We start from the raw sequence: 12,549 nt of genomic DNA, 5'->3' as shown, positions 1-12,549 counted from the left end.
CTCGGCGGGAGCCCGACTACCCAAACCCGCCGGGCACGTCCTAGGGTTGCTGTGTGAACGAGCTCGACGTCGTAGGTGTCCGGGTCGAAATGCCCTCCAACCAGCCGATCGTGCTCCTGCGTGAAGTGGGAGGCGACCGGTACCTCCCCATCTGGATCGGACCAGGGGAGGCGACCGCCATCGCCTTCGCACAGCAGGGCATGGCGCCCGCACGGCCGCTGACCCACGACCTGTTCAAGGACGTGTTGGAGGCCGTCGGTCAGGAGCTCACCGAAGTGCGCATCACCGACTTGAGGGAAGGCGTGTTCTACGCCGAGCTGGTCTTCGCCAGCGGGGTCGAGGTGAGCGCCCGTCCCTCGGACGCCATAGCGCTGGCGCTGCGCACCGGGACGCCGATCTTCGGCAGCGACGGCGTGCTCGACGACGCGGGCATCGCGATCCCGGACGAGCAGGAGGACGAGGTGGAGAAGTTCCGCGAGTTCCTCGACCAGATCTCGCCCGAGGACTTCGGCACCAGCAGCCAGTGACAGGCCGGAATCCGCTGCGCGGGGGAGGCGCGGCCCGCAGGGAGCGGGCCGGGCGCCGACCGTGGCGGACGGACGGCTGAGAGACCCTGCGAGGGGCGGCCGAGGGGCCCGCTCCGGAGCATTCGGCTAGCCTTTCCCCGCAGGGCGGTACGGGAAACCACTCGCAGGGTGATTATCACTCGGCGTGGCGAGTGTGGCGATCGTTGACGAGCCCCTGGCGACTGCCTACCGTCGAGAAGGCAGGTCAAGGACGGAGGTCGGCGTGAGAAGCAGCGGCGACGGTACAGCGGTGGGCGGTTCGTATCCGCTGCACGGTGGCTCGGCCGAACCCTCGTTGAGGCGCCCGGTGCCGGTTCACGGTAGCGGCAGCCCGTCCGGACCGGAAGGCCAGGCGCAGCAGGGCGACAAGGAACAGATCGGCTACCGGGGCCCGACGGCGTGCGCGGCCGCGGGCATCACCTACCGCCAGCTCGACTACTGGGCGCGCACCGGTCTCGTCGAGCCCAGCGTGCGCGCCGCGGGCGGCTCCGGGACGCAGCGGCTCTACAGCTTCCGCGACGTCGTCGTCCTGAAGATCGTGAAGCGCTTCCTCGACACCGGTGTGTCGTTGCAGAACATCCGCACCACGGTCCAGCACCTGCGGGACAGCGGCTTCCGGGACCTGGAGCGCACGACGCTGATGAGCGACGGCGCGACGGTGTACGAGTGCACGTCGCCCAGCGAGGTGCACGAGCTGCTCCAGGGAGGTCAGGGCGTCTTCGGGATCGCCGTCGGCGTCGTCTGGCGCGACGTCGAGGCGGCGCTGTCGCAGCTGCACGGAGAGCGCGTCGACACGGGGGAGACCCTCGTCGGGAACCACCCGGGGGACGAGCTGGCGCAGCGCCGCAATCGCGCTGTGTGAGGCTCTGCGGGGCGAGCGGAGGCGCTGCGCCCTTCCACCTCCTTTTGCGCGCCTGAGGCGCGCACAGGGCCGTACGCGCCCTTGGTGGGCGCCTGCGCGTGCCGTCCGCTGGTCCGGCCCGTGGCCGAAAACTCCGGCTTCCCCGTAGTCAAAAGGTCCGGCCTGCCGTCGTACGTCCTCGCTGACTCGTCCGTCGCCGCTGGTCACGGGCATTGTCAGTGGCGTAGGGCAGCATCAGGGGCGTGAGAACCGCGCCGACGATCCTGCATCTCGACATGGATGCCTTCTACGCGTCCGCCGAGCAGGCCGCGAAGCCGAGCCTGCGCGGCAAGGCCGTCGTGGTCGGCGGCCTCGGGCCGCGGGGCGTGGTCGCGACCGCGTCGTACGAGGCCCGGCGGTTCGGGGTGCACTCGGCGATGCCGATGGGGCAGGCGCGGCGCCTCGCGCCGAACGCCGCGTACCTCGTGCCCCGCTTCGGCCTGTACCGGGAGGTCAGCGAGCAGGTCATGGGGTTGCTGCGGCAGCTGTCGCCGCTCGTGGAGCCGCTGAGCCTCGACGAGGCCTTCGTGGACCTGGAGGCGGGCGGCGTCGCCGACGACGAGGCGTCCGCGCGGGCCGTGGGGGAGCGGTTGCGGGCGGACATCCTGCGGGTGACCGGGCTCACCGGGTCCGTGGGCCTGGCCGTGTCCAAGATGCTGGCGAAGATCGCCTCGGAGGAGGCCAAGCCCGACGGCCTCGTCCTGATAGTTCCCGGCACGGAGCGGGCGCTGCTCGGGCCGATGCCGGTGCGGGTGCTGCCCGGGGTGGGCCCCGCGACCGGGGACCATCTGCGGCGGGCCGGTATCGCCACCGTGGAGGAGCTCGCCGAGGCCGGGGAGGACGAGCTGGTGCGGCTCCTGGGCAAGGCGCACGGCGGGGCGCTGTACGCGATGGCGCTGGCCCGGGACGAGCGGCCCGTGGTGGCCGAGCGGGACACCAAGTCGGTCAGCGTCGAGGACACGTACGACGTGGACATCCACGACCGGGTGCGGGTGCGGATGGAGGTGGCGCGGCTCGCCGACCGGTGCGTGCAGCGGCTGCGGGCGGCCGGGCACTCCGGGCGGACCATCGTCCTGAAGGTGCGACGATTCGACTTCTCGACGCTGACCCGCTCCGAGACGCTGCGGGGGCCGACGGATGATCCGGCCGTGGTGCGGGAGGCGGCAGCGCGGCTCCTGGAGTCCGTGGACACCACGGGCGGGGTGCGGCTGCTCGGCGTCGGGGTGAGCGGCCTCGCGGACTTCACGCAGGAGGACCTGTTCGCGCAGGCCCACGCGGTGCTGCAGACCGAGTCCCTGGCGCCCGGGGCCGAGGAGGAGGAAGCGGCGGCCGTCCCGGTGGCCGCCGTGGCCGAGGAGGGCGGGCCGGACGCGGCGTCCGGGCCGGGCGACGCGGTCGGGGAGCCGGTGGTGCCCGCCGAGCGGCGGTGGCCCGCGGGGCACGACGTCCGGCACGCGGTGTACGGGCCCGGATGGGTGCAGGGCAGCGGGCTGGGGCGGGTGACCGTGCGGTTCGAGACCCCGGATTCGGTGCCGGGGCGGGTGCGGACGTTCCGCACGGACGACCCGGAGCTGGAGCCTTCGGATCCGCTGCCTCTGGTGGTGGCGGACGCGGGGGCTTCGGCGCAGCGGGAGGACGCGGAGGGGGAGCCGGTGGGCCAGGAGACCCAGGAGACCCCGGAGGCCGCTTCGGTGGGGCGGGAGACCTCGGACGGGGAGGGAGGGGCGCTGCCGATGGTGGAGGGGGCCGGGTAGGCATCCTCGGGTAAGCGCCGCCCCGGCAGGCCCCCGGGGAGGCACCCTCGGGTGCGGGTGGTGCGGGTGGTGTGGGTGGTGTGGGTGGTGTGGGTGGTGTGGGTGGTGTGGGTGGTGCGGCGGGTCTGAATGGTGCCGCGGAGTGAGGCTGGTGTGGCGGGGCTGTCGGCTGCGTGGCGGTCAGGCGCCCGCCCCCTCCACGCCGCCCGCCCCATCCGCCCCATCCACCCCGTCCGCTCGGTTCACCCGGTCCGCCCGGCGGCCGAAGTCGTGGTCCGGCGGGGGCGGTGGCGTCACGTCCAGGCCGTAGTGGCGGTAGAGCTGGAGCTCCTGCTCGGGGGAGAGGTGGCGGCCCACGCCGAAGTCGGGGGCGTCCTTGATCAGGGCGCGCTCGAAGGGCACGCGCAGGGTGCCGTCCTGGACCAGCTCGCTGGGCTCCAGCGGGACGAACGCGTCACGGCTGAACAGACCGGTGCGTATGGCCGCCCACTCCGGGGCGCCCGTGGCGTCGTCGAGATAGATCTCGTCGACCGTGCCGATCTTGGTTCCGTCGCGGTCGAACGCCTTGCGGCCGATCAGATTGCGGGGATCGATATCTGTCTGCACGTTCCCTCCACTTGGTCGCAAGTCATCCGGGCTCATCCGTTTTTCGGTCGTCATACCTACGAAAGAGCACATCGGGACGGGCGGCCACTCGAGGGATCGGCCACGGACCGCGCTGGTAGGCTGGCAAGCGGCTGTTGACCCCGTGCGGGAGAGCTCTTCGGTGGCAGCACCGGAGGCGCCGAAGGAGCAACTCCTCCCCGGAATCTCTCAGGCCCCTGTACCGCACGGACGAGGCCACTCTGGAAAGCAGGGCGGGCGTCGGGCGGGCACGCCCGGAACCCTTCCTCACCGACGGTGAAAGCAGAGCCGCTCCGGCGGTCCTGTGAAGCTCTCAGGTTGAGATGACAGAGGGGGAGGCCGTCCGGGTACCCGCGCCGTGGTGCCCCTCGCAGGTCGTGTCAGACCAGGAGGCCTCCGCAATGACAGCCACCCCTCGCACTCCGCTCTCGCAGCTCGAGCAGGGAATCCCCTTCGAGCAGCGGCACATCGGGCCCGACGCGGAAGCCCGCGCCAAGATGCTCGCCCAGGTCGGCTACGGCTCCCTGGACGAGCTCACGGCCGCCGCCGTGCCGGATGTGATCAAGAACGCCGAGGCCCTCGAGCTGCCCGGTGCGCGCACCGAGGCCGAGGTCCTGGCCGAGCTGCGCTCCCTGGCGGACCGCAACCAGGTGCTCGACTCCATGATCGGGCTCGGCTACTACGGCACGTTCACGCCGCCCGTGATCCTGCGGAACGTGATGGAGAACCCCTCCTGGTACACCGCGTACACGCCGTACCAGCCGGAGATCTCCCAGGGCCGCCTCGAGGCGCTCCTCAACTTCCAGACCGTCGTCGCCGAGCTGACGGGGCTGCCCACCTCCGGCGCCTCGCTGCTCGACGAGGGCACCGCGGCCGCCGAGGCCATGGCCCTCTCCCGGCGCGTCGGCAAGGTCAAGAACGGCGTGTTCGTCGTCGACGCCGACGTGCTGCCGCAGACCATCGCCGTGATCCAGACCCGGGCCGAGCCGACCGGTGTCGAGGTCGTCGTCACGGACCTCAGCGACGGCATCCCCGCCGACCTCGCCGAGCGCGAGATCAACGGCGTACTGATCCAGTACCCCGGGGCCTCCGGTGCCGTGCGCGACATCAAGCCGGTCATCGAGCAGGCCCACGGCCTGGGCGCGATCGTCACCGTCGCCGCCGACCTGCTCGCGCTCACGCTGCTCACCTCGCCCGGCGAACTCGGCGCGGACATCGCGGTCGGCACCACGCAGCGCTTCGGCGTGCCGATGGGCTTCGGCGGTCCGCACGCGGGCTACATGGCGGTGCACGAGAAGTTCGCCCGCAACCTGCCCGGACGCCTGGTCGGCGTCTCCGTCGACGCCGACGGCAACAAGGCCTACCGCCTCGCCCTGCAGACCCGCGAGCAGCACATCCGCCGCGAGAAGGCGACCAGTAACATCTGTACCGCCCAGGTGCTGCTCGCCGTCATGGCCGGGATGTACGCGGTCTACCACGGCCCCGAGGGCCTGAAGACGATCGCCCGGCGCACCCACCGCTACGCCACGCTGCTCGCCGAGGGCCTCAAGGCCGGCGGCGTCGAGATCGTGCACGGCGCGTACTTCGACACGCTGACCGCGCGCGTGCCCGGCAAGGCCGCCGACGTGGTCGCCGCCGCGCGCGAGGGCGGGGTCAACATCCACCCGGTCGACGCCGATCACGTGTCGTTCGCCTGCGACGAGACCACCACGCGCGCCCAGCTCTCCGCGCTGTGGACGGCGTTCGGCGTCGAGGCCGACGTCGAGGCCCTGGACGCGAGCGTCGAGGACACGCTGCCCGCCGGGCTGCTGCGCACCGACGCGTACCTGACCCACCCGGTCTTCCACCAGCACCGCTCCGAGACCGCGATGCTGCGTTACCTGCGCCGGCTCGCCGACCGTGACTACGCGCTCGACCGCGGCATGATCCCGCTGGGCTCCTGCACGATGAAGCTCAACGCGACCACGGAGATGGAGCCCGTCACCTGGCCGGAGTTCGGGCAGCTGCACCCCTTCGTGCCCGCCCAGCAGGCGCAGGGCTATCTGACCCTGATCCGCGAGCTGGAGGAACGCCTCGCCGAGGTCACCGGCTACGACAAGGTCTCCCTCCAGCCGAACGCGGGCTCCCAGGGCGAGCTGGCCGGTCTGCTCGCGGTGCGCGGCTACCACCGCGCCAACGGCGACGACCAGCGCACCGTCTGCCTCATCCCGTCCTCCGCGCACGGCACCAACGCCGCGAGCGCCGTCATGGCCGGGATGAAGGTCGTCGTGGTGAAGACCGCCGACGACGGCGAGATCGACGTCGAGGACCTGCGCGCCAAGATCGAGAAGCACCGCGCCGAGCTGGCCGTGCTGATGATCACGTACCCGTCCACGCACGGCGTGTTCGAGGAGCACGTCGCCGACATCTGCGCGGCCGTGCACGAGGCGGGCGGCCAGGTGTACGTCGACGGCGCCAACCTCAACGCCCTGGTGGGCCTCGCCAAGCCGGGCCACTTCGGCGGCGACGTCTCGCACCTGAACCTGCACAAGACCTTCTGCATCCCGCACGGCGGCGGTGGCCCCGGCGTCGGCCCGGTCGCGGTGCGCGAGCACCTCGCGCCGTACCTGCCGAACCACCCGCTGCAGCCCGCGGCCGGTCCCGAGACCGGTGTCGGCCCGATCTCCGCCGCACCGTGGGGCTCGGCGGGCATCCTGCCGATCTCCTGGTCGTACGTCCGGCTCATGGGCGGCGAGGGCCTCAAGCGCGCCACGCAGGTGGCCGTGCTCTCGGCGAACTACATCGCCAAGCGCCTGGAGCCGCACTTCCCGGTGCTCTACACCGGCCCGGGCGGGCTCGTCGCGCACGAGTGCATCATCGACCTGCGGCCGCTGAGCAAGGCCACGGGCGTGAGCGTGGACGACATCGCCAAGCGCCTCATCGACTACGGCTTCCACGCGCCGACCATGTCCTTCCCGGTCGCGGGCACGCTGATGATCGAGCCGACGGAGAGCGAGGACCTGGTCGAGATCGACCGGTTCTGCGAGGCGATGATCGCCATCCGCGGGGAGATCGAGAAGGTCGCGAACGGCGAGTGGACCGCGGAGGACAACCCGCTGCGGAACGCGCCGCACACGGCGGCCGCCCTCGGCGGCGAGTGGGAGCACGGCTACAGCCGTGCCGAGGCCGTCTTCCCCGCCGGTGTGTCGACCGCGGACAAGTACTGGCCGCCGGTGCGCCGCATCGACCAGGCGTACGGCGACCGCAACCTGGTCTGCTCCTGCCCGCCGCTGGACGCGTACGAGGACTGAACCGCGGGCGGGCTGATCCCGACGGCCGAGGGGCCCGGGCGGCAGGCCGTGTGACCCGGGCACGAGTCAGGGCCGGTGCGGAGGACTTCGCGTCTTCCGGGCCGGCCCTGCGGTTCTTACTGGACTGTCTGCTTGTTCTCCGGACTATCGGTGGTGCTCCGCTTCCGTGCGGACGGCTCAGGCGGCCGTCATCACCTGATGGGTGCCCAGCGGCCGGTGCGGCGCGATGATCTCGCCGTTCGGCAGCAGCTCACCGGTGTCCTCGAAGAGCAGGACACCGTTGCACAGCAGGCTCCAGCCCTGCTCCGGGTGGTGCGCGATGAGGAGCGCGGCCTCCCGGTCGGCGGATTCGGCTGTCGGGCACGGCGGCTGGTGCTGGCACATGGAAGGGTTCTTTCGTTGCGAAGTGGTGGTTGTCGCGTCTGTGCTGCGGCTCGATGCGTTGGTCATGCCGCCCCCGTTCCCCCGTTGGTTGGTCGGTCCAGTCCAGTGTTGCCCCACGGCCGTGATTCCGCAGGGATTTTGCGGCAGTGCTCCCTACTGCCTTAAGGACGTATCACCCGCCCGGACGGTTCAGCCCAACTCCCCTGTCCCTTCGGGTGGTTCGGCGTGGCCGAAGTGGGCTAGTCCGGATGGGCAATCCGGGCAGGGGCGTGCCCCGCGGCCCAGGGGGCGGCGGGGCACGCAAACGGAATCGCGCCGGGCTCAGGCGGGCGAGCCGAGCAGCGGGGCCGGGGCCAGGCGGTGGATGAGCACCGGGAGGAGGTCGGCGGCGCGGTGCGGCCGGTGGGCGGCGATGCCGGGGGGCGCCGGGGCGAGCGGCACCAGGATGTCGGTGGGGGCGAGCGGCCCGCCCGCGGCGTCCGCCGTGCGGTCGGCGTGCAGCCACAGGGTGAGCATGTAGAGCTCCGGTACGGACAGCAGGCGCGGCTGGTAGAGCTGCGGCATGGCCTCGGCGTGGCGCAGCGCGCGCTCGGCGGACGCGATGTACGGGCCCTCGCAGAAGTGCGAGAACGCCCAGCCGTCGGGGGTGAGCATCGTCTCCGCCGCGGCCACCGCGCGCTCGCCGCAGCGGATCAGGAAGCGCCAGCCGGTGAGCTTGGTGGCCGCTCCGGTTCCCGGTGCGGGCTCCGTCGCCGTGTGGTCCAACTCGTGCACGGGCAGCGGGACATCCGGGCTCACGGGCCCTTGGGCGGTGCGCAGGGACGGGGTACGGGCCTCGCGGACGGCGGTGGGAGAGCTGAGGGCCGCGAGGACGCTGCGCAGTGCGGGCGCGGGAGCCGGGGGAACATGCAGCGGCATGGTGGGTCGCCTCTCTTATTCGACAGGCACAAGTGGAGCGGGGGGCAGGTGCGGACGGCGCTGTCTGCTCGGGGCCAGAGGGGGCGGGGGCAGGGGCCCCGGGGGGCGGGGGACCGCGAGCGCCAACTCTCTGCCTCAACCCGGGAGTTTATACGACACGTGTTCAGGAAGTGTTTCGGCTAGCTGTTCCTCATATGCCGGGCAAGTCGTCATTCGGTCGCTCTTCCGGGGGATTTCTCCTGATTCCGGATCGTGTCCGGGTGTGTGACCTCGGGATTTATCGCGGCCGCGGTCGGCTGATTCTCGTCGGTTTTTTCACCACAACCGGAGGAACGGAAAGCGACATCGCGTCCCCTGTCCGCCCCTTGCTCGTCCCACGCCCGTCTCATGCCCCGTGAATGTGCCGCACGGCACATTCTGGAGCCTACCGGTCCAGGGGCTCGCGCGGGGCGTTATGGATCACATCGTCGGGGCATCATCCCCCGTACACAGCGGCCGGGTCGTTGGCTGCCCATCCGGAGGAGGGACACTTCGATGGGGGAAAAGGTCGAGGCGGGATCGTACGACCTGTCCGATCGCCAGCTGTACCGGATCAAGCACCGGCAGTGCCTCGCCGCGCTCGGGCGGATGCTCGACGAGCGGCGCTTCGACCGGCCCAAGAACCTGTTGGGCCTGGAGATAGAGCTGAATCTCGCGGGGCCCGACGGCACGCCGAGAATGATGAATGCGGAAGTTCTCAGGCGCATCGCGAGCCGGGATTTCCAGACCGAACTCGGAATGTTCAATCTGGAAGTGAACATTGCCCCGCACCGGCTCGGCGGCCGTGTTCTCGACCAGCTCGCCGAGGAGTTGCGCACGGCGCTCGCCTACGCCCACCGGAAAGCGAACGAGGTGGACGCGGGCATCGTGATGATCGGCATTCTGCCGACCCTGAGCCGCGCGGACCTGGTGTCCGCGAACCTCTCCGAGGACGACCGCTACGCGCTGCTCAACGACCAGATGGTGGCGGCCCGCGGCGAGGACTTCGCCCTGGACATCGAGGGCGTGGAGCGGCTGCGGTGTTCGTCGGCGTCCATCGCGCCCGAGGCCGCGTGCACGTCGGTGCAGCTGCACCTCCAGGTCACGCCGGGCAAGTTCGCCGACGTGTGGAACGCGGCGCAGTCGATCGCGGCCGCCCAGGTCGCGGTGGGCGCCAACGCGCCGTTCCTGTTCGGGCGCGAGCTGTGGCGCGAGTCGCGGCCGCCGCTGTTCCTGCAGTCCACGGACACGCGGCCGCCCGAGCTCCAGGCGCAGGGAGTGCGGCCGCGCAGCTGGTTCGGGGAGCGCTGGGTCAGCAGCGCGTACGACCTCTTCGAGGAGAACGTGCGCTACTTCCCGGCGCTGATCCCGCTGTGCGACCACGAGGACCCGCAGCGCGTGCTCGACGACGGCGGGGTGCCGCAGCTGGGCGAACTGACGCTGCACAACGGCACGGTGTACCGCTGGAACCGCCCCGTGTACGGCATCGCCGACGGAGTGCCGCACCTGCGCGTGGAGAACCGGGTGCTGCCCGCGGGCCCGACCGTCACGGACGTCATCGCCAACGCCGCCTTCTACTACGGGGTGGTGCGCGCGCTCGCCGAGGAGGCGCGGCCCGTGTGGAGCAGGCTGCCCTTCGAGACGGCGGCCCGGAACTTCGACACCGCGTGCCGCCACGGCATCGAGGCGTCCCTGGAGTGGCCGCGGCGCGGGCGGTACGGCGGCCTCGCGCAGGTGGCGGCCGTCGATCTCGTACGCGACGAACTGCTGCCGCTGGCCGGGGCCGGTCTCGACGCGTGGGGCGTGGAGCCCGCCGATCGCGATCTGTACCTGGGTGTGATCGAGGAGCGGTGCAGGCGGCGGGTCAACGGCGCGTCCTGGCAGGCGGCGACGTACCACCGGGCCCTGGAGCGCGGCCTGGAGCGCGACGCGGCCCTCGCGGCCACCACGCGCAGGTACTGCGAGCTGATGCACGCGGGGGAGCCGGTGCACACCTGGCCCGTGGGCCTTCCGGAGCCGGCGCTGCCGGTGCGGTGACGCGCCGCGGCGCGCCGGGGCCCCGGTGGAGGTGCGGGCCCCGGGCGCGCCGCGTGGCGCGCGTGATCTCGTGAGCGCGGGTCGGCCGACCGCCCCCGGCGGTCATCGGGCAAGCTTGACGACCAGGCGCGGCCTCGTACCGATCGGTGCGGCGGTGCGGTGCGGTGCGGTGAGCGACGAGGCGGGATCACGCAGTGGAGGCAGAAGTGCGAGCGGAGCCGGGGCCGACGGCTGGTGTCCTTCCGGAGGCGAAGCCGTCGCGGCGGTCCTTGCGCGACGAGACGCTGCTCGTCCTCGCCCTGTCGCTCGGCGCGAGCGGCGTGTCCGCGCTCATCAGTTTCATCGGCTCGGTCACCAAGCCGGGCGGGCTCAAGGACCAGGCGGCGACCCTCAACTCCTCGGCGGCCCCGGGGCGGCCCTGGCTGGACCTCGCGTGGCAGCTGTTCGGCATCACCACCGCCCTGGTGCCGGTCGCCCTCGTGGCCCACTTCCTGCTGCGGGAGGGCTCGGGCCTGCGGGTGCTCGGCTTCGACCGGACGCGGCCGTGGCCGGACCTCGGCCGGGGGGCCGCGGTGGCGGCGGTGATCGGCTCCACGGGCATCGCCTTCTATCTGGCGGCCCGTGGCCTCGGCTTCAATCTGACGGTGGTGCCGGAGGACCTGCCGGACGTGTGGTGGAAGTATCCGGTGCTCGTCCTGTCGGCGCTGCAGAACTCGATCCTCGAGGAAGTGATCGTCGTCGGCTATCTGCTGCGCAGGCTCGACCAGTTGGGGTGGTCGCCGATGGCCGCCCTCGGGGCGAGCTCGGTGTTGCGCGGCTCGTACCACCTGTACCAGGGCATCGGCGGGTTCGTCGGCAACATGGCGATGGGTGTGGTCTTCGTCCTGCTCTACCGCCGGTGGGGCCGGGTCGGGCCGCTGGTCGTGGCGCACTCGCTCCTGGACATCGGGGCGTTCGTCGGTTACGCGCTGCTCGCCGGGAAGGTGGGGTGGCTGCCCACCGCGTGACGTGCCGGGGCGGCGGCCGGCCGCCGCCCCGGGCCGTGCCGAGCGCCCGCCGCGTGAGCCGACGCGGCGGGCGCTCGCGCGTCAGGCCAGCAGGTCGCCCTCGATGACGGTGACCGCGCGGCCGGTCAGCAGGGTGCGGTCGCCGCGCAGATCGGTGCGGACCAGGCCGGAGCGGGGCGAGGCCTGCAGACCCGTCAGGTCGGTGCGGCCGAGGCGCGCGGACCAGAAGGGCGCGAGGGCGGTGTGCGCGCTGCCCGTGACCGGGTCCTCGTCGATGCCCACGCGCGGGAAGAAGCCGCGCGAGACGAAGTCGTAGCCGCGGGCGGGGTCCTCGGCGAGCGCGGTCGCGATGATGCCCCGCTCGGAGTGCCGGGCCAGGGCCCGGTGGTCGGGGGCGAGGGAGCGGAGCGTCTTCTCGTCGGCCAGCTCGACCAGCAGGTCGCCGGTGTGCGGCCCGGTGTCGTACACGGCGAGCGGCTCGGCGCCGAGCGCTTCGGCGATGCCGTCCGGGGCAGCGGTCGCTGTGAGCGGGGCCGTCGGGAAGTCCAGCGTGAGCGTGCCGTCCGCGTGGCTGGTGGAGACGAGCACCCCGGCCCGGGTGGCGAACCGCACCGTGCCCCGCGCCGTGCCCGTGGTGTGCAGGACGTGGGCGAGGGCCAGGGTGGCGTGGCCGCACAGGTCGACCTCGGTGGCGGGCGTGAACCAGCGCAGGGCCCAGTCGGCGTCGCCGCCCGGCGGCAGGGGGTGTGCGAAGGCGGTCTCGGCGTGGTTGACCTCGGTGGCCACGTGCTGGAGCCAGACGTCGTCCGGGAACGAGTCGAGCAGCAGGACGCCCGCCGGGTTGCCGGTGAAGGGGCGCTCGGCGAAGGCGTCGACGATGCGGATGCGCTTCCGTGGGGATGTCGTCATGGGGCGACCGTAGGGGGCCAGTGAGGGCCTTCGGTAAGGCCAATCCACTGAAACTGGCTCTGCTTGGTGGTGCGGGGTGGTTTTTGGTCATGGGTGCGGGCCGTGTCGGTGGGTGCGTGACGGCAGGGGATTTGCCAGCCG

At 72.1% G+C, this 12,549-nt stretch carries 10 protein-coding genes and 1 riboswitch; of the genes, 6 read left to right on the top strand and 4 right to left on the bottom strand.

Annotated features, from left to right (window positions below; genetic code table 11):
* Positions 1 to 53 precede the first annotated feature (53 nt).
* From C9F11_RS07240 to C9F11_RS07230, 3 genes are all read left to right on the top strand, one after another.
* Positions 54 to 527 (top strand): bifunctional nuclease family protein, encoded by a 474-nt coding sequence (locus C9F11_RS07240; RefSeq protein ID WP_028797289.1) that lies wholly within the window; start codon positions 54 to 56, stop codon positions 525 to 527.
* A 262-nt stretch (positions 528 to 789) separates the two neighbouring features.
* Positions 790 to 1,428, top strand: coding sequence for a MerR family transcriptional regulator (locus C9F11_RS07235; protein WP_138958467.1), 639 nt, complete (start codon positions 790 to 792; stop codon positions 1,426 to 1,428).
* Positions 1,429 to 1,670: 242 nt separating this feature from the next.
* Positions 1,671 to 3,221 carry a DNA polymerase IV gene (locus C9F11_RS07230; protein WP_138958466.1) on the top strand — a complete coding sequence of 517 codons (1,551 nt, stop codon included), beginning with the start codon at positions 1,671 to 1,673 and terminating at the stop codon, positions 3,219 to 3,221.
* Positions 3,222 to 3,401: 180 nt separating this feature from the next.
* Here C9F11_RS07230 and C9F11_RS07225 read toward each other — a convergent pair whose 3' ends face one another.
* Positions 3,402 to 3,827 (bottom strand): PRC-barrel domain-containing protein, encoded by a 426-nt coding sequence (locus C9F11_RS07225; protein ID WP_171075662.1) that lies wholly within the window; start codon positions 3,825 to 3,827, stop codon positions 3,402 to 3,404.
* A gap of 135 nt (positions 3,828 to 3,962) precedes the next feature.
* Positions 3,963 to 4,060: riboswitch (glycine riboswitch) on the top strand.
* A gap of 186 nt (positions 4,061 to 4,246) precedes the next feature.
* Between C9F11_RS07225 and gcvP the strand changes: the two genes are divergently transcribed.
* Positions 4,247 to 7,135 (top strand): aminomethyl-transferring glycine dehydrogenase, encoded by a 2,889-nt coding sequence (gene gcvP / locus C9F11_RS07220; RefSeq protein ID WP_138958464.1) that lies wholly within the window; start codon positions 4,247 to 4,249, stop codon positions 7,133 to 7,135.
* Between the two features lie 177 nt (positions 7,136 to 7,312).
* On the opposite strand, the gene C9F11_RS07215 is transcribed toward gcvP, so the two are convergent.
* Both C9F11_RS07215 and C9F11_RS07210 read right to left on the bottom strand, forming a co-directional pair.
* Positions 7,313 to 7,519 (bottom strand): DUF5999 family protein, encoded by a 207-nt coding sequence (locus tag C9F11_RS07215; RefSeq protein ID WP_275940270.1) that lies wholly within the window; start codon positions 7,517 to 7,519, stop codon positions 7,313 to 7,315.
* Between the two features lie 321 nt (positions 7,520 to 7,840).
* Positions 7,841 to 8,437, bottom strand: a complete 597-nt coding sequence (locus C9F11_RS07210) for a hypothetical protein (RefSeq protein ID WP_138958462.1) — start codon at positions 8,435 to 8,437, stop codon at positions 7,841 to 7,843.
* Between the two features lie 534 nt (positions 8,438 to 8,971).
* Between C9F11_RS07210 and C9F11_RS07205 the strand changes: the two genes are divergently transcribed.
* Positions 8,972 to 10,492, top strand: coding sequence for a glutamate--cysteine ligase (locus C9F11_RS07205; protein WP_138958461.1), 1,521 nt, complete (start codon positions 8,972 to 8,974; stop codon positions 10,490 to 10,492).
* A 206-nt stretch (positions 10,493 to 10,698) separates the two neighbouring features.
* On the top strand, positions 10,699 to 11,499 hold the full coding sequence (locus C9F11_RS07200) for a type II CAAX endopeptidase family protein (RefSeq protein WP_138958460.1): 801 nt from the start codon (positions 10,699 to 10,701) through the stop codon (positions 11,497 to 11,499).
* A gap of 81 nt (positions 11,500 to 11,580) precedes the next feature.
* On the opposite strand, the gene C9F11_RS07195 is transcribed toward C9F11_RS07200, so the two are convergent.
* A complete protein-coding gene (locus tag C9F11_RS07195; RefSeq protein ID WP_138958459.1) occupies positions 11,581 to 12,408 on the bottom strand; it encodes a PhzF family phenazine biosynthesis protein in 828 nt (275 codons plus the stop codon).
* Between the last annotated feature and the right edge of the window lie 141 nt (positions 12,409 to 12,549).

It is taken from the genome of Streptomyces sp. YIM 121038 (assembly GCF_006088715.1).
Classification (GTDB): Bacteria; Actinomycetota; Actinomycetes; order Streptomycetales; family Streptomycetaceae; genus Streptomyces.
The sequence above is the reverse complement of the archived record's forward strand: the minus strand, read 5'-3'. Positions and strand labels throughout refer to the sequence as shown.